Annotated in this window: 18 protein-coding genes and 1 tRNA gene; 14 read left to right on the top strand and 5 right to left on the bottom strand. The window is 61.2% G+C overall.

Annotation, left to right across the window (positions count from 1 at the left end; all coding sequences use genetic code 11):
- Positions 1-51: 51 nt before the first annotated feature.
- The 3 genes from ASE04_RS19435 to ASE04_RS19425 all read left to right on the top strand — a co-directional run bounded on the left by ASE04_RS19435 (position 52) and on the right by ASE04_RS19425 (position 3213).
- Entirely contained in the window at positions 52-1233 is a 1182-nt protein-coding gene (locus ASE04_RS19435; RefSeq protein WP_056820643.1) for a phosphoserine transaminase, read from the top strand.
- An 84-nt stretch (positions 1234-1317) separates the two neighbouring features.
- Entirely contained in the window at positions 1318-2913 is a 1596-nt protein-coding gene (serA, locus tag ASE04_RS19430) for a phosphoglycerate dehydrogenase (protein ID WP_056820641.1), read from the top strand.
- A gap of 147 nt (positions 2914-3060) precedes the next feature.
- Entirely contained in the window at positions 3061-3213 is a 153-nt protein-coding gene (locus ASE04_RS19425; RefSeq protein ID WP_056821446.1) for a hypothetical protein, read from the top strand.
- A 51-nt stretch (positions 3214-3264) separates the two neighbouring features.
- On the opposite strand, the gene ASE04_RS31245 is transcribed toward ASE04_RS19425, so the two are convergent.
- Positions 3265-3606 carry a hypothetical protein gene (locus ASE04_RS31245; protein ID WP_056820639.1) on the bottom strand — a complete coding sequence of 114 codons (342 nt, stop codon included), beginning with the start codon at positions 3604-3606 and terminating at the stop codon, positions 3265-3267.
- A gap of 84 nt (positions 3607-3690) precedes the next feature.
- Positions 3691-5931 (bottom strand): heavy metal translocating P-type ATPase, encoded by a 2241-nt coding sequence (locus tag ASE04_RS19415; protein WP_056820636.1) that lies wholly within the window; start codon positions 5929-5931, stop codon positions 3691-3693.
- A 72-nt stretch (positions 5932-6003) separates the two neighbouring features.
- On the opposite strand from ASE04_RS19415, the gene ASE04_RS19410 reads away from it, so the two are divergent.
- From ASE04_RS19410 to ASE04_RS19390, 5 genes are all read left to right on the top strand, one after another.
- Positions 6004-6426 carry a MerR family transcriptional regulator gene (locus tag ASE04_RS19410; RefSeq protein WP_056820634.1) on the top strand — a complete coding sequence of 141 codons (423 nt, stop codon included), beginning with the start codon at positions 6004-6006 and terminating at the stop codon, positions 6424-6426.
- 156 nt (positions 6427-6582) lie between these two features.
- Positions 6583-8661, top strand: coding sequence for a putative bifunctional diguanylate cyclase/phosphodiesterase (locus ASE04_RS19405; RefSeq protein WP_056820632.1), 2079 nt, complete (start codon positions 6583-6585; stop codon positions 8659-8661).
- A gap of 135 nt (positions 8662-8796) precedes the next feature.
- Positions 8797-9864: a cyclic nucleotide-gated ion channel gene (locus ASE04_RS19400; RefSeq protein ID WP_056820630.1), complete on the top strand. Its 1068-nt coding sequence runs from the start codon at positions 8797-8799 to the stop codon at positions 9862-9864.
- Between the two features lie 176 nt (positions 9865-10040).
- Entirely contained in the window at positions 10041-11240 is a 1200-nt protein-coding gene (gene mnmA / locus ASE04_RS19395) for a tRNA 2-thiouridine(34) synthase MnmA (RefSeq protein WP_056821444.1), read from the top strand.
- A 109-nt stretch (positions 11241-11349) separates the two neighbouring features.
- Positions 11350-11426: transfer RNA gene (locus ASE04_RS19390), tRNA-Met, on the top strand.
- A gap of 517 nt (positions 11427-11943) precedes the next feature.
- Here the strand turns inward: ASE04_RS19390 and ASE04_RS19385 are convergent.
- On the bottom strand, positions 11944-13095 hold the full coding sequence (locus ASE04_RS19385; protein WP_056820626.1) for a GNAT family N-acetyltransferase: 1152 nt from the start codon (positions 13093-13095) through the stop codon (positions 11944-11946).
- Positions 13096-13329: 234 nt separating this feature from the next.
- Here ASE04_RS19385 and ASE04_RS19380 point away from each other — a divergent pair, with 234 nt between their 5' ends.
- Complete coding sequence (locus tag ASE04_RS19380) at positions 13330-13689, top strand: hypothetical protein (RefSeq protein WP_056820623.1); 360 nt, start codon at positions 13330-13332, stop codon at positions 13687-13689.
- Positions 13690-14057: 368 nt separating this feature from the next.
- On the opposite strand, the gene ASE04_RS19375 is transcribed toward ASE04_RS19380, so the two are convergent.
- Together ASE04_RS19375 and ASE04_RS19370 are read right to left on the bottom strand one after the other, a co-directional pair.
- A complete protein-coding gene (locus ASE04_RS19375; RefSeq protein WP_056820620.1) occupies positions 14058-14417 on the bottom strand; it encodes a hypothetical protein in 360 nt (119 codons plus the stop codon).
- A gap of 286 nt (positions 14418-14703) precedes the next feature.
- The gene (locus tag ASE04_RS19370) at positions 14704-16206 is read right to left on the bottom strand and encodes a glycosyltransferase family 39 protein (protein WP_056820617.1); all 1503 of its coding nucleotides are present in this window, start codon (positions 16204-16206) and stop codon (positions 14704-14706) included.
- A gap of 378 nt (positions 16207-16584) precedes the next feature.
- Here ASE04_RS19370 and ASE04_RS19365 point away from each other — a divergent pair, with 378 nt between their 5' ends.
- From ASE04_RS19365 to kdpC, 5 genes are read left to right on the top strand one after another with little or no spacing between them, the layout of a single operon-like run.
- A complete protein-coding gene (locus tag ASE04_RS19365; RefSeq protein WP_056820613.1) occupies positions 16585-16674 on the top strand; it encodes a K(+)-transporting ATPase subunit F in 90 nt (29 codons plus the stop codon).
- 31 nt (positions 16675-16705) lie between these two features.
- On the top strand, positions 16706-18409 hold the full coding sequence (gene kdpA / locus ASE04_RS19360) for a potassium-transporting ATPase subunit KdpA (protein WP_056820610.1): 1704 nt from the start codon (positions 16706-16708) through the stop codon (positions 18407-18409).
- A gap of 9 nt (positions 18410-18418) precedes the next feature.
- Positions 18419-18574, top strand: a complete 156-nt coding sequence (locus ASE04_RS31240; protein WP_200960746.1) for a hypothetical protein — start codon at positions 18419-18421, stop codon at positions 18572-18574.
- Between the two features lie 49 nt (positions 18575-18623).
- Complete coding sequence (gene kdpB / locus ASE04_RS19355; protein ID WP_056820607.1) at positions 18624-20711, top strand: potassium-transporting ATPase subunit KdpB; 2088 nt, start codon at positions 18624-18626, stop codon at positions 20709-20711.
- Between the two features lie 11 nt (positions 20712-20722).
- Positions 20723-21292 (top strand): potassium-transporting ATPase subunit KdpC, encoded by a 570-nt coding sequence (gene kdpC, locus ASE04_RS19350; RefSeq protein ID WP_056820602.1) that lies wholly within the window; start codon positions 20723-20725, stop codon positions 21290-21292.
- Positions 21293-21321 lie beyond the last annotated feature (29 nt).

Here is a 21321-nt window from a genome sequence, read left to right as displayed (position 1 = left end):
GGCGGGACACCTCTCCCCAACGAGAGGCTAATTACCTGGAAGGGTATAGATATGGCTACTGCCACCGCGAAGCCGGACGTCCGTCCGAATAACACCCATTTTTCTTCTGGTCCTTGCTCGAAGCGCCCCGGTTGGTCGCTCGAAGCCCTTTCCGACGCGCCGCTTGGCCGCTCGCACCGCGCGAAGATCGGAAAGACGAAGCTCAAGCAGGCCATCGATCTTACCCGTGAAATTCTGGAAGTGCCTGCGGATTACCGCATAGGCATCGTTCCCGCTTCCGATACCGGCGCCGTGGAAATGGCGCTCTGGTCGCTGCTCGGCGAGCGCGGCGTCGACATGGTCGCCTGGGAAAGCTTTGGCGCCGGTTGGGTCACCGATGTCGTCAAGCAGCTGAAGCTGAAAGACGTCCGCAAGATCGAAGCCGGTTACGGCGAACTGCCTGACCTCTCGACGATTGATTTCGACCGCGACGTCGTCTTCACCTGGAACGGCACTACCTCGGGCGTCCGCGTTCCTGATGGCAATTTCATTCCCGCCGACCGCAAGGGCCTGACGATCTGCGACGCGACCTCTGCCGCCTTCGCGCAGAACCTCGATTTCGCCAAGCTCGATGTCGTTACCTTCTCCTGGCAGAAGGTTCTCGGCGGCGAGGGCGCTCATGGCGTCATCATCCTCAGCCCGCGTGCCGTCGAGCGTCTCACCACCTACGCACCGGCCTGGCCGCTGCCGAAGATCTTCCGCATGACCTCGGGCGGCAAGCTGATCGAGGGCATCTTCACCGGCGAAACCATCAACACGCCGTCGATGCTCTGCGTCGAGGACTATATCGATGCGCTGCTGTGGTCGAAGGACGTTGGCGGTCTGAAGGGCCTGATGGCACGCGCCGACGCCAATGCCAAGGTCATCGCCGACTTCGTCGCCGCCAATGACTGGATCGCCAACCTGGCGGTGAAGGCCGAAACCGCATCGAACACCTCGGTCTGCCTGAAGATCACCGACAAGGACGTTGCGGCACTCGACGCCGACGGCCAGGCGAACTTCGCCAAGGGTATCGTCAGCCTGCTCGACAAGGAAGGTGTCGCCTACGACATCGGCCACTACCGCGACGCGCCGTCTGGCCTGCGCATCTGGGCCGGCGCCACGATCGAAACTTCTGACATGCAGAAGCTGATGCCGTGGCTCTCCTGGGCGTTTTCGACCCAGAAGGCAACGCTTTCCCAGGCTGCTGCCTGAGTTGATCGCATCGGCTCCGCTGAAAAAGCGGAGCCTCGCAATCCCGATTACATCCATCGTTGAACCTTTTGAAGGAAGCCCCCAATGGCACCTCGCGTTCTCGTATCCGACGAACTGTCGGAAACCGCCGTCCAGATCTTCCGTGATCGCGGCGTCGAAGTCGATTTCCAGCCGCAGCTCGGCAAGGACAAGGACAAGCTCGCCGAAATCATCGGCAATTACGACGGTCTCGCCATCCGCTCGGCCACCAAGGCGACGGAAAAGCTGATCGCCGCCGCGACCAACCTCAAGGTCATCGGCCGCGCCGGCATCGGCGTCGATAACGTCGATATCCCGGCCGCCTCCAAGCGCGGCATCATCGTCATGAACACCCCATTCGGCAACTCGATCACGACGGCCGAACACGCCATCGCGCTGATGTTCGCCGTTGCCCGCCAGCTGCCGCAGGCCGATGCCTCGACGCAGGCCGGCAAGTGGGAAAAGTCGAAGTTCATGGGTGTCGAAATCACCGGCAAGACGCTCGGCGTCATCGGCGCCGGTAATATCGGCGGCATCGTCTGCAAGAAAGCCATCGGCCTCGGCATGCATGTTCTCGCCTACGACCCCTTCCTGTCGGCCGAGCGCGCTCAGGAAATGGGCGTCACCAAGGTCGAGCTTGAGGAGCTTCTGGCAAAGGCCGATTTCATCACGCTTCACGTGCCTATGACCGACAAGACGCGCGGCATTCTCGGCAAGGAAAACCTCGCCAAGACCAAGCCTGGCGTCCGCATCATCAACTGCGCCCGTGGTGGCCTGGTTGACGAAGCAGCACTTGCCGAAGCCATCAAGTCCGGCCACGTTGCCGGCGCCGGCTTCGACGTCTTCGAAGTCGAGCCCGCCAAGGAAAGCCCGCTGTTCGGCCTGCCGAACGTCGTCTGCACGCCGCACTTGGGCGCGTCGACCACGGAAGCGCAGGAAAACGTTGCTCTGCAGGTTGCCGAGCAGATGTCGGACTATCTCGTCAAGGGCGCGGTCTCCAACGCCATCAACATGCCGTCGATCACCGCTGAAGAAGCGCCGATCCTGAAGCCGTTCATCAAGCTCGCCGACGTTCTCGGCGCTTTCGTCGGCCAGGTATCGGAAGATCCGATCAAGGAAATCGAGATCCTCTACGATGGCGCCACCGCCACGATGAACACCAAGGCGCTGACGTCCGCGCTGCTGGCGGGCCTCATCCGCAATCAGGTCGCCGACGTCAACATGGTTTCGGCGCCGATCATGATCAAGGAAAAGGGCATCGTGCTCTCCGAGGTCAAGCGCGACAAGACCGGCGTCTACGACGGTTACATCAAGCTCACGGTGACGACAGACAAGCAGACCCGTTCCGTTGCCGGCACGGTGTTCTCCGATGGCAAGCCGCGCTTCATCCAGATCAAGGGCATCAACCTCGACGCCGATGTCGGCGCCAACATGGTCTACATCTCCAACACCGACGTGCCCGGCATGATCGGCTTCATCGGCACGACGCTGGGTGCTGCCGGCGTCAACATCGCCAACTTCCAGCTCGGCCGTGGCGAGCAGGGCGGCGATGCGATCGCTCTGCTCTACGTCGATGGTCCTGTTGGTGACGAGGTGCTTGCCAAGCTGACGGCAAACACGGCCGTCCGCCAGGCGAAGCCACTGGTTTTCGCGGTCGACTGATTTTCCTCCCAAGGAAACAAAGCGAGCCCGGTGCTGTAGCGCCGGGCTTTTTCATGTCTTCAGCTTGGATTGATCGCGTCGCCAATGGCGCTATCTTGTCGTTCAACGCCCGTTGCGGCGTTCATTGACGATCATATGGGGATTTTCATGACACGCGTTTCCATTGCAATCATTCTCGCCTCTCTGCTGTCGCTTACGTCCTGCGCAAACACCGCAAACGGTCTCGCGAAGGACGGCAAAGCTGCCGGCCAAGCACTTGATGACAGTACGCACCGGGTTTTGAAGGCCGGAGCGCACTGAGAAACGATAGAACAATGAAATAAAGGCCCGCTGTTATGCGGGCCTTTATTATTATTGCGGGTTCGCCGGTGCCGGCGTTGCAGGTGTCGCCGGAGCCGCTGGCGCTGCAGGCGCAGCCGGTTCCGCGGGTTTTGCCGGTTCCGCTGCCGGCGGAGTTGCCGGAGCCGTAGCGGCAGGCGGTGTGGTGGTTGCGGGCGGCGTAGCCGGCTCGGTCGCCGGTGCCGTTGTCGGTGCGGTCGAGGTCGTCGCCGTTTGAGAGCGCGGCCAGTAGGTTGCGGCCAGTGCGACGACTACGACGACGACTGCCAAGAGTATCCACATCGTCTTCGAAGAACCGCCGCTCCTCGGCGGCGGATTATTTACAGCATTCGGACGGTTGAAATCGTTGCTCATGTTGGTCCTCCTCCTAACGGTAACGCGTTCGTGAGCATTAGGTTCCAACGCGCCCAATTATTTGGCGGACCCCTATGTTGCGCTCTATTCTGTTGGATTCAGCAGCCTGAGCGCGTTGATGGTGACGAGCACGGTTGCTCCGGTGTCGGCGAGAATGGCAGGCCACAGGCCGGTGATGCCTGCGATCGTCGTCACCAGGAAGACCGCTTTCAGTCCAAGGGCGATCGTGATGTTCTGCGTGATGTTGCGCATGGTCCGTTTCGACAGGGCGATCATCGCCGCGACATCGGAAACCCGGCCGTGCAGGATCGCCGCGTCCGCCGTCTCTAGCGCAACATCGGTGCCGCCGCCCATGGCGATGCCGACATCGGCCGCGGCAAGCGCCGGGGCGTCGTTGATGCCATCGCCAACCTTTGCCACCTTGAAACCCTGGCGCTGCAGTTCGCCAACGATCCGTTGCTTGTCCTCAGGCATCAGCTCGGCGCGGACGTCGATTCCCAATTCGCCCGCGATGGCCGTCGCGGTCCGGCTGTTATCGCCTGTCAGCATCACGATCTTGGCGCCGTTTTCCGTGAGGGTCGCCAGGGCGGACTTGGCATCGTCCCGCGGTTCGTCACGCATGGCGATCGCACCGGCCAGTCTCTCGCCGACGATCAGGACGGAGACAGTCTTGCCTTCGTCGTTCAATGCCGTGATGCGCTGGCTTTGCTCAGGCGACAATGCCATGCGCTCGGCGGCTGCCTTGGCCGAGCCGAGGAAAACCTCAACTCCGGCGATATTGCCCGTAACGCCGCGTCCGCCCAATGCGCGGCCTTCCGTCACCTGAGGCAGCGATATCGCATCGGCGCTGGCGCGCGCCAGAATGGCCACCGCCAGCGGATGGCTCGAACCGGCTTCGAGAGCCGCGGCATATTTCAGGACTTCGGCCTCATCGTCGCCGAAGCTCAAAATATCCGTCACCTGCGGGCGACCTTCGGTGAGTGTGCCGGTCTTGTCGAACGCGACGGCGGTAATCTTGCCGAGCGTCTCAAGCACCGCGCCGCCCTTGAGAAGAAGGCCGCGACGGGCGCCTGCCGAGAGCGAGGCAGCGATTGCCGCCGGTGTGGAGATGACCAGCGCGCAAGGGCAACCGATGAGCAGGATCGCCAGCCCCTTGTAGATCCATTCCCGCCAATCACCGCTCCAGAGCAGCGGCGGCATGACGGCGACGAGGGCTGCTACAGCCACGACGCCGGGTGTGTAGTAGCGCGAGAAGCGATCGATGAAGCGCTCGGTCGGCGCCTTCGATTCCTGGGCTTCCTCGACGAGCCTCACGACCCTCGCGATCGTGTTGTCGGCGGCAGCCGCCGTTACCTTTACCCTGAGCGCTGCGTCACCGTTGACGGTGCCGGCGAAGACCGTTTCGCCTTCGCCCTTGCGAACCGGTGTGCTTTCGCCCGTAACCGGCGCTTCGTCGATCGTGCTTTCGCCCGAGACAATAGTACCGTCAGCGGAGATGCGATCACCGGGACGAACGAGGATCGTTGCTCCGACGCTGAGGCTTTCGGCTGGTACTTCCCGGGTGGTGCCGCCTTCCTCGACCAGAGCATTCTTCGGAACAAGCGTCGTCAGCGATTGAATGCTGGCGCGTGCCTTCCCGGCTGCAACGCCTTCCAGCAGTTCGCCGACCAGAAACAGGAAGACGACGGTGGCTGCTTCTTCCGATGCGTTGATGATGACCGCTCCGATCGCCGCGATCGTCATCAGCATTTCAATCGAAAATGGGGTGCCCGCAAGCGCGGCCATCGCGGCGCGGCGTGCGATCGGCAGGAGGCCAACGAGCATGGCAGCTATGAAGGCGTAACTCTCGATTGCCGGCACGAGATGACCCAAAGCGTAAGCCGCAACGAGCGCCACGCCGGAGAAAATCGTCAGGCGGCCCTTTTTGCTCTGCCACCAGGGGCCGGACATCGGTGTGTGATCGTGACCATGCAGACCTTCAACAGCGTCGTGGCTGTGATCATCGGCATGGGCGTGGTCGCCGTGGTCAGCATGGTCATGGTCGTGCCCGCACGAGCCGTGTGCATGGTCATGCGAATGAGCGGAGGCAGGTCGATCACCCGGCGCATTGAGCTGCGCAACGGAATAGCCGAGGCCGGAGATCTTCTTCTCGATGGCGGCAAGATCGCTGCTGCCGTCATGGCGCAGGGTCATCGTGCCTGCCGTAACCGAGATCGCGACGTCCTCGACCCCGGGCATGCGCCTGACGGCGGTGTCGATTTTTGCCGCGCAGCTGGCACAATCCATGCCCTCGACCCTAAACCGCTTTTCAATCGTCCCGGCCATCGTCCACTTCCTTGTCATTCGGAAGCACCTTTCCTACATCCTCTAGTGACTAGAGGTGCAAGCGGAAAAATCATGAAAAAGATCACGATCGGGGAAGCGTCGAGGCAGAGCGGTGTGAAAGTGCCGACCATCAGGTACTATGAGAACATCGGGCTGGTGGCGGCGCCGAGCCGCAGCGATGGTAACCAACGCTCCTATGAGCCTGCGGATCTGCGCCGCCTGATCTTCATCCGGCATGCGCGTGAACTCGGCTTCGAAGTCGGCGCGATCCGCGCCCTGTTGACCTTGCAGGACGATCCGAACCAATCCTGCGCTTCGGCGGATGCGATTGCCAAGGCCCGCCTTGTCGAGGTCGAACAGAGGATCCGCAGTCTTCTCGCATTGAAGGCGGAGCTCGAAGCAATGGTGGAGGGTTGCGGCCACGGCCGCGTCGATCAGTGCCGGGTGATCGAGGTACTGGCCGATCACGGCCAGTGCACGCATTCTCATCATTAGCCGCAGCAAATAGCGTTCGATATCGAACCATTGATCTTGCGACTGCACAATACAAAGGCGATCGCCTAAAGTTTGTGCGGCGTATGATTCTGATTTTATTTAGCTTTTTCCTCTATATCAGTTTGATCCGGTAACAATACTTCATATGATTTGACGATGAACGTTAGCCAAAGAGCATTTGATCTGACCGATGCGCACACCGACGATTTCCAGTCGCTGTTCGATACGCACCCGTCTCCGATGTGGGTCTACGATCCGCACACGCTGCGCTTCCTGATCGTCAACCACGCGGCCGTCGATCTCTATGGGTATTCGCGCGGCGAGTACGCGCGGATGACCGTTCTCGACATTCGCCCCGTTCACGAGCGCCAGCGGATGCTGAGCGCCGTGCAGGCGCGAACCGACATGGAGAAGGCGGAACGCTGGACGCATCTGAAGGCCAGCGGTGATACGCTCGAGGTCCTGACCTACGGCCGGGCCGTGCGTTTCAACGGCCGCGATGCCATTCTTGCCATCGTTCAGGATCGCACCGAGGTCAACGCCGCGCATCGGCAGATCAGCGACACCCGCAGCATGCTCGACAGCATCGTCGACAACCTGCCGGTTGGCGTCTTCGTCAAGGATATGGCCGACGACGGCCGCTACATGCTGTTCAACGAAGCCTGCGCGGCGATTGTCGGCCGCAACCCGGCTGATATTGTCGGCGTCACCGATCGCGCGCTCTTCGATGAAGAGCAGCTGGCGATTTTCCGCCAGCAGGACCAGATTGCCTTCGAGGCCGAGCAGACGATCAGCCTCGAGGAGACGATGCTGCGCACCGATGGCGTTCCGCGCATTCTGCGGACCGTCAAGAGAGCCCTGCCGACGGCGGATGGCAGCGCGCCGCGCTATCTGCTGGGGATTTCGCAGGATGTGACGGAAGAGCGGTCGGTCGAGGCGCGATTGGCCTATATGGCGATGCACGATGCGCTGACCGGCCTGCCGAACCGCGCCTCGTTTTCCGAATATGTCGAGCGCGAGGCCAAGCTTGCGACGGCCGATGAGCCGATCGCGCTGCTCTATCTCGACGTCGATCACTTCAAGCATATCAACGACAGCAAGGGACATGCCGCCGGCGATGCGCTTCTCTGCCAGGTTGCCGCGCGCCTGACCAAGCTCGTGTCGCCGGATGATCTGGTCGCGCGCCTCGGCGGCGACGAGTTTGCGCTGGTGGTGCGGCAGGTGCGGGACGGCGGCCTCGAGGGGTTTGCCGAGCGACTGCTTTCGACGCTCTTGCCGCCGTTCGATCTCGATGGTGTCAACGAACACGTCACCTGCAGCATCGGCATTGCCATCGCTCCGGATCATGCGGGCGACGACGACGTCCTGATGCGGCATGCCGACCTCGCGCTTTATGCGGCGAAGGAGAGTGGCCGTTCGACCTATCGCTTCTATGAACCGGCGATGCGGCTCGAGGCGGAGCGGCGGCACATGCTGACCGCCGAAATGCGGGAAGCCCTGCAGAAAGGCCAGTTCGAACTCTTCTATCAGCCGATCGTCCAGCTCGACCACGATGGCCTTGGTGGCTTCGAGGCGTTGCTGCGCTGGCGCCACCCGGAGCGCGGCCTTACTCCACCGATGGACTTCATTCCGATCGCCGAGGAGAACGGCCTGATCGTGCCGATAGGCGAATGGGTGCTGCGCGAGGCGTGCCGCACGGCAGCGGCATGGCCGAAGCACCTGAAGATCGCGGTCAACCTTTCGGTCTGCCAGTTCCGGCACAACGGCCTTTTGGCAAGCGTAGTCGCCGCCCTGGACGAGAGCGGGCTGCAACCCGAGCGGCTGGAAATCGAGATAACGGAGTCCGTGTTCCTCGCCGACGTCGAGCAGAGCCTGCCGCTGCTGCGAGCCTTGAAGCAGCTCGGGATCCGGATTGCGATCGACGATTTCGGCACGGGCTATTCCTCTTTCAGCTATCTGCGTGCCTTCGCCTTTGACAAGATCAAGCTCGACCGCAGCTTCATCTCCGGCATCGAGACCGATCCCGGCAATCTCGCCATCGTGCGCGCCGTGGTCGGCATCGGCTCCGGCTTCAACGCGACGACGCTTGCCGAAGGCATCGAAACGGAAGAGCAGTTGCAGAAGCTGCGCGCGGAAGGATTCAGCGAGGTGCAAGGCTTTCTGCTCGGCCGGCCGATGCCGCGATGCGAAGCCGAAGCCATGATCCGCGGCGGCGCTTCGCGCCTGGCTGGGTGATTATCGAGCGCATGTCTTGCCGGCTTCCGGCCTTGATCACCCGCGCGTCATCGCATTCCGGCATCGCAAAAAGACGCCCTTTACCCTTGCGCCGATGGCATCCTATTGTAGGTGCGAGGGCCTGAGAGGTGTTCGATGTCGCTGCAGCATTTGTCGAGATTTTCTCAGCCGCTCAACGGGCTGCTGGCTGCGGCGGGCTTGATCGCAGTCGCGGCCTTGACCACGCCGGATCTGACGCCGAGCGTCAGGACAGGATTGAATGTCCTGCTGGTCGCGGTCTGGCTCGCCTATCTGGCGCAGCTTGCCGAAACCCTTCTGGCTCGCAAGGCGCGCGGCCCGCAGGATAGAAAGGCGGAGCTCATCCTCGATGGGCTGGCGGTCATCGTGCCACTTGCGGCCTTGTTTCTGGCCGGCTCGCGGGATCGAAGCCTCTATTGCTGCATCTGGCTGCTGAAGCCGCTGAGGGATTCCACCTTCTTCCGGCTGCTTGGCAGGGTGGTCGGCAACGAAGCCCGCAATCTCGTCGGCGTGACGTCGATCTTCGGCATTGTTCTCTTCGGCGCGGCGCTCGCCGGCTATCTGATCGAGCGAGATGTTCAGCCCGATCGCTTCGGCAGCATTCCGCAAGCAATGTGGTGGGCCGTGGTTACCCTGTCGACGACGGGCTATGGAGACGAGATTCCACAGAGCTTTGCCGGCCGGGTGCTTGCCGGGCTGGTGATGATGAGCGGCATCGGCATTTTCGCGCTGTGGGCGGGCATTCTTGCGACGGGCTTCTACGAAGAGGTGCGCCGTCAGGATTTCGTGCGCAACTGGCAGCTGGTTGCCGCGGTGCCTTTGTTTCAAAAGCTTGGGTCGGGGGCGCTGGTCGAAATCGTCAGGGCCTTGCGGCGGCGTGTCGTACCTGCTGGAACCGTCATCTGCAGGAAGGGGGAGGCGGGGGACCAGATGTTCTTCATCGTCGAGGGACGCGTGAACATTGCCGCGCAGACACCGGTCGAACTTGGCGCCGGCAGCTTCTTCGGGGAGATGGCGCTGATCAGCGGCGCTCCGCGTTCCGCAACGGTGACCGCCATCACCGAAGTCTCGCTGCTGTCGCTCTATGCCGCCGATTTCCAGGTGCTTTCCACCAGCAATCCGGAGATCGCAGAGATCATCCGCAACACGGCGATCGAGCGCAGCGGCGGCACGTTGAAAAACTGAACAGCTGCCGCGCCGACAGCAGGCCGAGGGTCGGCCTCTTGCGCGGGGGCGCATTCCTTTCTATATCCTGCGCAACGAAAAGACCGGGCGGACGATCCCGCCGGTCGGCATGATGATCCGCCGATATGCCAAAGGGCAGGGCGGTTCCGGACCGCTTTAAGAATTGGCAGCTACCCGTGAACACACTGGATTTTGACAAGAAGCCGGAAGATACGCGCGTTGTCGTGGCGATGTCCGGCGGCGTCGACAGCTCTGTCGTGGCAGGCATCCTGAAGCAGCAGGGCTATGATGTCCTCGGTATCACGCTGCAGCTCTACGACCACGGAGCTGCTGTCCATCGCGCCGGCTCCTGCTGCGCGGGACAGGATATCGATGACGCCCGTCGGGTCTGCGAGACGCTCGGGATACCGCACTACGTGCTGGATTACGAAAAGCGCTTCCGCGACACCGTCATCAATCCGTTCATGGAAAGCTACGTGGCCGGCGAAACGCCGATCCCTTGCGTGTCCTGCAACCAGACGGTCAAGTTCGCCGATCTGCTTGCGACCGCAAAGGAACTCGGCGCCGATGCGCTGGCAACGGGGCATTATATCCGCTCGCGCCGCAATCCGGCGCCGGGTAATGCCAGCCGCCGCGCGCTCTACCGGCCGGCCGATGCCGACCGCGACCAGAGCTATTTCCTGTTTGCCACGACCCAGGAGCAGATCGACTATCTGCGCTTCCCGCTCGGCGGCCTGCCGAAGGCGGAGACCCGCAAGCTGGCGGAGGAAATGGGTCTCGTCGTCGCCAAGAAGGCGGATAGCCAGGACATCTGTTTCGTGCCGCAAGGCAAGTACACCGATGTCATCAACAAGCTGAAGCCGAACGCGGCACTATCAGGCGATATCGTGCACCTCGACGGCCGCGTACTCGGCCAGCACGAGGGCATCCTGCACTATACGATCGGCCAGCGCCGCGGCATCGGCATTGCGACCGGCGAGCCGCTCTACGTGGTCTATCTCGACGCGCGTTCGCGGCGGGTGATCGTCGGGCCGAAGGAAGCGTTGGAAACCCACCGCGTCTACCTGCGCGACGTCAACTGGCTCGGCGATACGGCGCTTGTGGATGCGGCCGCCGGTGAGGGCTTTGCCTGCTTCGCCAAGGTGCGCTCGACGCGCGCGCCGACGCCAGCCGTTCTCCATGCCGATCAGCGCGGGATTTACGTCGATCTTTCCGTTGGCGAAGCCGGCATTGCGCCGGGACAGGCCTGTGCCCTCTACTCCGCACCTGGTGACGACGCCCGCGTTTACGGCGGCGGTTTTATCGAGCGCTCGGAACGCGAACCGGCTGCTGAAGCCTCTTTGAAGGCGTTGCTGGCGAGTGCTGTCGCGGCCTGAAAACTCTCGGGCATTTTCTCACTCCTGCGCTTGACATGACCGCAAGGCTCGCCATATAAGCCGCTCATTCGACGGGCCGGACGCTTCGCAAACGGCATCGTTGGTAGATGGCTGGGTAGCTCAGTTGGTGAGAGCGCAGGATTCATAACCCTGAGGTCGGCGGTTCAATTCCGCCCCCCGCTACCATCTTTATCCCCGACAAATCCGATTTGACCCGGCTGGATAGATAGCCTTGAGTCTTATGCTATAGGCATGCGCCACAGGGCTCGGCTCGGTAATTGCGGCCGCCATAAGCTGCCGGAACGCGTGGGAAAACTCCGACGATGGCTCTCCTCCGCGCAACCGAACCACGACCGCCGAGGGATGTTCCGAAACTCAATCGGGGCATGCCCTTGAATCCGTCTCGGTAACGCAGCATTTTCTACGTGAGCGAAGCCGTCGCGAGGAAATCCAATGGGTAGAATTCACACGTTCGTCACTGTGGGAATAGTGATCATTGTGGCTGCACTCACTTCAGCCTGCACGACCGGCCCAAATCATAATCCGGCCGACAATTACTACAATCCGCGCACGTCGGAGAACCCTGCTTGCGACGGTGGTTTCAGGCCTACCAACAACTGGACGTGCAGTTACTGACTATCCCACGGCTATGGTGTCGTATCCCATGCGCTGTAGAGCTTGATCCGCAATCTCGCCTTCGGCTTCAGGCTGGCACCGGCGCGGCCTGGCGTTTCCGGCGCGCTGCCAGATGCGCGGCCACGCGGCGTTTCAGCCGCCACAGATGGATCGCCGTGGCTCCGGCGAGCGTATCCGGGATACGGTAGTTCGCCAGATCGTTCTTGGCGTTTCGCGACCAGAACAGCTTGTAGGGCTCGCTGCCTGCGCCAAAATCGACGTTCAGGCGCTTCTCGAACACGATTTTCATCCAGAACTCGTCGAGCACGAACCCCGGCGAATACTTCGCGTACTGCGGATCCGAGTGGAAGGCCGCGATGATGAGGTCGAGGTGAGAGACACCGTAGGCCGCCAGCTTCATCGCGATCGGCATCTTGTCGATCTCGATGGTGTAGATACGCATCTGCTGGATATTGTTGGGGTCCGTGATCCAGCGGTACAGGAAGTCTCGATATTCCTGCGAGCTGATCATGTTCCAGTCTTTTCCGGCCCGTTCCGCCCAGATCTGCTTCTGGGCGAACATCCACTCCAGCAGTTCCGTCGTGCGTTCCGGATTTGCGACGGGATCGATTTCGACGAACGTAAATTCCCCGAGTTCGGAGAGCCGCTTGCGCTTTCGGTTCAACTGCTGCCTGGAGTTTGTGCCGATGATTTTCTGGTACGTTTCCCAGTCCGTCTGGTCCTGCAGATCGGCAAAGGGCGCGATCTCCGCATCGCGCTCGAAATTTCGCCTGCGCTGAACCAGCTGATCCAGCGTCGATCCGACCTTGATGAAAGGCATATGGATTATGTCGGCCTTCGCTCCCCTCTCAATGGTTCGCCAGGCCCTGGTCACCACGGCCTGCCGGTCCGTGTCGGGATCGACAAGCATATCCGTGGTTTCGGCGGCGTTCGGGCCGAGGGGCCGGATCATCAGGAGAGGCCCCTTGCGATATCGCACCATGGGGAAGACAAGGACCATCGCCCCCTTGTCGCGGATCACGACGCAGAAAAGCGATCGGCCGGCAGGTCCGGCAATCTCCTTCCAGCTGTGATGGACAAGGGAGAAGCTCTGATAAAACGAGCCCTTGGCTTTCAGCCAGAGCGCGTTCCAATCAGCCTCCAACTCCGCCAGTTTCGCGGAGTCGGTGATGATATCGCAAGTATATCGGGCGAATTCGCTGGGGCTGAGCGTATCCATCTTTAAATCCGATCGCCGATGCGTGGTTGATGATCGTCTGATCTAGAAAAGTCTTATTTCATTTGTGCGGAGGCCAGCAGCTATATGTTTGAAGTAACCCCAAAGCGGTAAGCTGTCGCTGTCACCCAAATCGCGGGCTGAAATGAGAATTTTGCTGCGCTCGATTGATTCCACGCAATGCAAGATGCGGCGTTGTGCGCCTAATCTCCATCGGTTTCGATTGGAGGACGGAATATGCGAAACATCATTGTCTCACTGCTGGTTGCCTTGTCCACCGTGGCAACCGTCATCCCCGCCGATGCGCAGCAGACGCGGCGCGAGTATCGTAGACAGAACTGGGACGAGAACCTTCCCGCGACTATCAGGGCATATCAAGGGAAGCGGATCACCATCGTCAGCTACCGCACCGCGGACTTCTCGGAAACCGGTGCTCATCCGCAGCAGGGCAGCGAAGCGCACGTCAAGGAAATTCGCGACGCGGCGCAGTCGAACAAGTGGCTCGTCGGTCAGCTGAAGCAGAAAAAGCTGACGCCGAAGGACATCGAATGGGCGGTGAAGGCGCGCAACGGGAATCTGGTGATCTACGTCAAGTAAATCACGGCAGCGATCCCCTTTCATGCTCTGTGGGAGCCGTTTCTCGGTCGCTCAACGTCAACTTGTGACGTCCCTGTTGCTTTCAGCGTCGGCCGCATTTTTTGAGCGGCCAGCCGCAAGATGTCCTGCAATTTGCAGATGCACTTGTGTAGCCGGATGCCGAACAATCGCGGTTGAAAGCTCAGTCTCAGCGGCAAGCAACTGTTAAGCAGTTCCCGGCAATCTCACTTCGCGGACAAATTGGCGGATTTGTTCACATGGTCTAACGATGAGCAGAGGTCTCGACCCCGGGCCTCTGCTCGTCGCCATCAGCGGATGCGCGCCCCGCTTGTCTCGCTCCATCGGGCGCGAGTTTGGCCAGGCCTGCCTCAGTTGGTGAAGGGGCACTGCCGGTATTCTTTCGCGGCCAGACTTACCAAGGAATCCTTGGACGCCATTCCCTGGTGGATCGCTACATTTCGAGAAAAGCCTCGCTCCTGTTCCAGTTGACCTGCGAGCCGCAGCGCCTCCAAACGGGTCAGGAAGATCGAGGTGGCGCCCGCATCGGCCGGATGGCCGGTCATCAGGTCAATCACGGAAAAAGTGCCGAATTTTCCGACCGCACAAACAAAGCGTTTCATCACGTTGTCCAGCCAGTTGCCCAGGAAACGCTGGATCGTCGCACAGCACCTCGGCGCGATCAACAGAAAAGACCCGCCGAAGCGGGCCAGTTGGGAGGAAAAGAACATCGCGAGCGTGATGTTCTCGTTGGCATATTAGCTGCCTGCCAATATCAACTTTGTGACGTGCCGGTCTTCAGTTGCGTGTCAGACAAGATGGAGAGCCGGCGAATGCGTGCTTTATGAGGGTGTCGGCGGTTGATCGTTGGAACCTTCTTGCCGTTCCTGCGTTAACGCGCCGGTGATCAGATCCACCACTTCTGAGACTTAGCCCCGCTGACGAAGCGGGGCTCCTTTGTTTCTGCCGGAGCTAGGCCTTCGCGGATCAGTTGCGCCGCTTCAGATTTATTTCCCCTCATCCAGGATGCGGGTACAGCCAGACGTAGTCGAAGAGAAAGCTATCGCGGCCGTCGCCACGGTCGTAGGGGATCGCCATCTGTTTGACCGGTGCGTCGCTGTAAGCGGAGCCGAGCTGGCTGTCGATCCAATCCTTCAGGCGTGGGTTCCATTGCGGAGCGGTCGTGCCGCCTTCCCAGACGAGAAGCACGGGCTTATCCGGCTGCCAGTCGTATGTGGTGCGCAGATTGCCGAAATACAGCGACATGACCGGCACCTTGGGGAGCTGGAGCTTCAGGTTGCCTGAAGGCTTCCAGTCATCCGTCAGCACCAGCGCCGGCGCCTTGTTCTCCTCGGCGAGGAGTGTGCGCACGAACGTGGCATACGGGACATTGTAGGCTTCGTAGCTATGCAACAGACCTGAAAGGTTGACGCGGACCAGAAGGGCGCAAGGCACAAGCACCATCACGATCATCGCGACCGGCAGGAAACGCATCGCAAGGCGGTTGCCGTCGATGCCTGACGCCTCGAGCTTGAGGCAGATATAGAGCGGCACGAGAAACAGGAACGGCACGAACCAGCGATCGCGCAGCGATGTCATCTGGAAGCCGACGATGAGCATCAGCAGCAGCGTGAAAGATGCGAGCAGGAAGATCCCCAGAAAACGGGACCACTCGCTGTCGGCCTTGTAGCAGACAAGCAACGAGCGGCGCGCGATCAGGAGCAACACCACGCAGGTTGGCGCGGATATCAACACGATCAGCCACAGAAGTTCGAGCGGCCCCTTCAACGCAGCGGCGAGACGGCTTTCGCTTCCATGCTGCTGCATGATGCCGAGCGTGCGACCAGTTGCCAGGTCGATGTCCGAGACGACCCAGAGGGCATGCGGAAGACATGTCAGTACGGCAATGGCGAGTGTGAGAATAATACGCCGGTCCAGAATGCGTTTGCGCCCGATCGGATGGGCGGCGACGGCTATGAAGAGTGCGGCGGCTATGACGGCGTAATTGTACTTTGTCAGCAATCCCAAACCGATGGCAACGCCCGTCAGGGCATAGGCGATATAGCTCGGTTTGCGGATCGTCCGGACGGCTGCCAGCAATGTCAGGCAAACCATCATCATTTCAATGACGCTGTGGGTGAGATCACGCTGCGCTTCCCAGACTACCTGCGGCATGGTGAACAGCGAGAACACGGCAACCACGGCCAGCGCCTTGTTGCGCATCAGGCTGCGAGCAAGGGTATAGTAACTTGCATAGACGCCGAACAGCATGAGATTCTTGGTTGCCGAGAGCGTCGCCAGCGAGAGGCCGAAGAGCGCGACGACGATCGCCTGTATCCAGTTGTAAAGCGGCGGCTGGCTGTCATAGCCCCATGTCAGCCATTGCGAAAAGAACGCCTGCTGGGATTCATCGAAACGCAGCCCTGATGGCAGCGAGAGCCGGACGGCAAACTGGACAGTGAAATAGAGCGCCAATAGCGCAATCACAGCGCCGCCGTTGCTTACCAATGCCCGCCGCATCCATTGCCCCTCTCTATTCAAGAGGAATTGTCGCAGCGCCGCCGGTTTTCAACCTGCTCGTGCACGATCGATGAGGGCCCTTGCCGCTCGGCAGACCGTGCGGGCATTTATCAGATTTTTATATCCGCGCCGGGTCGCTCGTCTCGAACCTTTATGGCCTGCGGCTGCATATTAACACGCGGAAGATCTCCCGATCGTTCCGACAATAGTTCCGGAACGCGCAGGGCAACATGTGCCGCTGCGCGGTTCTGCCATTCAACACACAAGGAGTGATGATCGATGATCGACATCGTTCTACTCGGTTTCACGGTCGTCTTCTTCGCGCTCTGCATCGCTTACACAAAAGCCTGCGACGGGCTTTAGGCCGGAGTAAGACCCATGACCTTCGATTACGTTCTCAGCGGCGCGGTAACGCTGTTCCTAGCGGTTTACCTTACCTACGCCCTCATTCGCCCCGAGCGCTTCTGATCTTCAAGCCCGGGTATTGAAAGCAACCACCATGACCCTCAACGGATGGCTTCAGATCCTGCTTTTTTGCGGGATCGTTCTTGCGCTCGTCAAGCCGCTCGGCAGCTACATGACGCGCGTCTTCAGTGGCGAACGCACCTTCTTGTCTCCCGTTCTCGCACCCGTGGAGCGCGTGCTCTACGCTGCGGCGGGCACCAGCGACCGCGAGGAGCAGCATTGGACCTCCTATGCCATCGCCATGCTGATGTTCAATCTGCTCGGCGTGTTCGTTCTCTACGCGCTCATGCGGTTCCAGGCCGTGCTTCCCTATAACCCCGCCGGGATGAGCGCGGTTGGGCCTGAGCTTTCCTTCAACACCGCCGTCAGTTTCGTGACCAATACCAACTGGCAGAACTACGGCGGCGAAAGCACGATGTCCTACCTGACCCAGATGGCGGGTCTGACGGTGCAGAACTTCGTTTCCGCAGCGACCGGCATTGCCATTGCGATGGCGTTCATCCGCGCCTTCTCCCGGGCGTCCGGCAAGGTTGTCGGCAATTTTTGGGTCGATATGGTGCGGGCAACCCTTTATGTGCTGCTCCCGCTCTGCATCGTTCTCACTCTGGTCTTTGTCTATCTTGGCGTGCCGCAGACGCTCGGCCCCTATGTCGAGGCAACGACGCTTGAAGGCGCTAAGCAGACCATCGCTCTCGGTCCTGTTGCTTCGCAGCTGGCGATCAAGATGCTCGGCACCAATGGTGGCGGCTTCTTCAACGTCAACTCCGCCCACCCGTTCGAAAACCCGGATGCAATCTCGAACCTCATACAGATGGTATCGATCTTCGCGATCGGCGCAGCATTGACGAACGTGTTCGGCCGGATGGTCGGAAACCAGCGCCAGGGCTGGGCAATTCTTGCCAGCATGTTCGTGCTTTTCCTCATCGGCGTGACCGTTACCTATTGGGCTGAAGCCGCGGGCAATCCGCTGATGCACGCCTTCGGTCTTGGCGGCGGCAACATGGAAGGCAAGGAAGTGCGGTTCGGCGTGGCAATGTCGTCGCTCTTTGCCGTCATCACCACGGCTGCATCCTGCGGCGCAGTCAACGCCATGCATGGCAGCTTCACGGCGCTCGGCGGTCTTGTTCCGCTGATCAACATGCAGCTTGGCGAGGTGATCGTCGGCGGCGTCGGCGCTGGCTTCTACGGCATCCTGCTGTTCGTCATCATCGCGATCTTCGTGGCAGGCCTGATGGTCGGTCGCACGCCCGAGTATCTCGGCAAGAAGATCGAGGCGAAGGAAATGAAGATGGCCGTGCTCGCCATTCTCTGCCTGCCGCTTGCGATGCTGGTCTTCACCGCCATCGCCTCCGTTCTTCCCTCGGCCGTTGCGTCGGTCGGGACGGCCGGGCCGCATGGCTTCTCGGAGATCCTCTATGCCTACACTTCGGCTGCAGCCAACAACGGTTCGGCTTTCGGCGGACTGACCGGCAACACGCCCTGGTACAACATCACCCTCGGCATCGGCATGCTTGTCGGCCGCTTCCTCGTGATCATTCCAGCACTTGCTATCGCCGGCTCGCTGGTCGCCAAGAAGACCGTCCCGGCTTCATCGGGCACGTTCCCGACCGATGGCCCGCTCTTCGTCGGCCTGCTCACCGGTACCATCGTGATCGTCGGCGGACTGACCTTCTTCCCGTCGCTGGCGCTTGGACCTGTTATCGAGCACCTGGTGGCGATCGCCGGCCAGACGTTCTGAGGCGCGACCATGCTGGTACGGCACTTCAAGCGCCATAGACATCTCACCCGCCCCGGTTCGTCGGGGCGGGTGGAAGGCGGCACGACACGCGCCACCAACGTCATTCTCGTGATGCTGGCCGCGCTGCTGGTGGCGGCCGCCGCGTTCAAACTGATTTCGGGCTGACCGCCAATGCGGTCTTCGTATCCTCGTTTTTAAAGGCTGGAGTTCTCTTATGGGCCAGGCAAAATCCGCGAGTATTCTCGATTCTCGCATTCTCGTACCGGCGATCGGCGCTTCCTTCCGGAAGCTCGATCCCCGGGCACTCGCCAGAAACCCGGTGATGTTCGTCGTCGCCACGGTGTCGGCGCTCACCACGGTTCTGTTCATTCGTGACCTCGTCACCGGTGGCGACAATCTCGGCTTTTCCTTCCAGATCAATCTCTGGCTCTGGTTCACCGTTCTGTTCGCGAATTTTGCCGAGGCCGTTGCCGAAGGGCGAGGCAAGGCACAGGCGGACTCACTGCGCAAGGCGCGCACGGAAACCCAGGCGAAGCTGCTGGCTGCCGGCAACGGTACGACGTACCGCATGGTGCCGGGCACCAGCCTGAAGGTCGGTGACGTCGTTCTAGTCGAGGCGGGCGACATCATCCCCTCCGACGGCGAGGTCGTCGAAGGCGTCGCTTCGGTCAACGAAGCCGCCATCACCGGCGAGTCGGCGCCCGTCATCCGCGAATCCGGCGGTGACCGCTCCGCCGTCACGGGTGGAACGCAGGTTCTCTCCGACTGGATCCGCGTCCGGATCACGGCTGCCGCAGGTTCCACCTTCCTCGATCGCATGATCGCGCTCGTCGAAGGAGCGGAACGCCAGAAGACGCCAAACGAAATCGCGCTCAACATCCTGCTGGCTGGTATGACGCTGATCTTCGTGCTCGCCACGGCGACCATTCCAAGCTTTGCCGCCTATGCCGGAGGCTCGATCCCGATCATCGTTCTCGTTGCCCTGTTCGTCACGCTTATCCCGACGACGATCGGCGCGCTGCTCTCCGCTATCGGTATCGCCGGCATGGATCGGCTGGTGCGGTTCAACGTGCTTGCCATGTCCGGACGCGCCGTCGAAGCTGCTGGCGACGTCGATACGCTGCTCCTCGACAAGACAGGCACGATCACGCTCGGCAATCGCCAGGCGACCTCTTTCCGTCCCGTACACGGTGTCAGCGAGCAAGAACTTGCCGATGCAGCCCAACTCGCATCGCTTGCCGACGAGACGCCGGAAGGCCGTTCCATCGTGGTGCTCGCCAAAGAGAAATACGGCCTGCGTGGTCGTGACATGGGCACCTTGAAGGCGACCTTCGTGCCATTCACCGCGCAAACGCGCATGAGCGGCGTGGACCTCGAGGGTTCCCTGATCCGCAAGGGTGCTGTCGATGCCGTGCTCGCTTACGTCGATGGTGGCGCGACGCTGGCGTCTGGTAACGCGGTCATTGCGCTGCGTTCCAACAGCGAGAGCGTGCGCGAGCTTCAGGCCATCGCCGACGAGATCGCGAAGGCTGGCGGAACGCCTCTGGCCGTCGCTCGCGACGGGCGCCTGCTCGGGGTCATCCAGCTCAAGGATATCGTCAAGGGCGGCATTCGCGAGCGCTTCGCGGAGCTGCGGCGCATGGGTATCCGCACGGTTATGATCACCGGCGACAATCCGATGACGGCAGCGGCCATCGCGGCCGAAGCCGGTGTCGACGATTTCCTGGCGCAGGCGACCCCTGAAAACAAGCTATCGCTGATCCGCGAGGAACAGGCAAAGGGCAAGCTGGTCGCGATGTGCGGCGACGGCACCAATGATGCGCCGGCGCTCGCTCAGGCCGATGTCGGCGTGGCGATGAACACGGGTACGGTCGCCGCCCGCGAGGCCGGCAACATGGTCGACCTCGACAGCGACCCGACAAAACTCATCGAGATCGTCGAGATCGGCAAGCAGCTGTTGATGACGCGCGGCGCCCTGACGACGTTCTCCATCGCGAACGACGTCGCCAAATACTTCGCGATCATTCCGGCGATGTTTCTGACCTTCTACCCGCAGTTGTCGAAGTTGAACGTCATGGGTCTGGCAACCCCGCAAAGCGCGATCCTGTCGGCGATCATCTTCAACGCCCTGATCATTATCGCCCTCATTCCGCTATCGCTGAGGGGCGTTCGCTACCGGCCGGTCGGCGCAGGCGCGCTGCTGTCCCGCAACCTGCTGGTCTATGGCCTCGGCGGCATCATCGTTCCGTTCATTGGTATCAAGGCGATCGACATGCTGATCACCGCAATCGGCCTCGCCTAAGGAGAAAGCTCATGTTGAAACAACTGCGTCCCGCAATCGTCATGATCGTCGCAACAACCGCGATAGCCGGTCTCCTCTATCCGCTGGGGATGACCGGGATTGCCCAGGCAATCCTTCCGGCCCAGGCGAATGGCAGCCTCATCGAGAAGGACGGAACGGTCGTCGGATCGACGTTGATCGGGCAATCCTTCACCAGTGATCGCTACTTCCACGGCAGGCCTTCCGCGGCGGGTGACGGCTACAATGCCGCCAGCTCGTCCGGCTCCAACCTTGGGCCGACGAGCCAGAAGCTGCTCGACCGCGTCAAGACGGACTACGAGGCGGCCAAGGCGACCAATCCCGATGCCGAGGTTCCGGCCGATCTTGTGACCGCTTCGGGCAGCGGTCTCGATCCGCACATCTCTCCTGATGCCGCCTATTTTCAGGTGCCTCGCGTCGCCAAGGCGCGCGGCATCGATGAGGCCAAGCTGAAGGCGCTGGTCGATGCCGCCGTGGAGCCCCGTGAACTCGCGGTTCTCGGCGAACCCGTTGTAAACGTTCTTGCTCTCAACGAGAAGCTGGACAGCACAACGGTTAGATAAGATAGATTGCCCGCACGCCCTGCGGGCCA

The sequence above is a fragment of the Rhizobium sp. Root708 genome (assembly GCF_001429725.1).
Lineage (GTDB): Bacteria > Pseudomonadota > Alphaproteobacteria > Rhizobiales > Rhizobiaceae > Rhizobium.
Note: the sequence above shows the minus strand (reverse complement) of the source record. Positions and strands in the feature narration are given on the sequence as shown.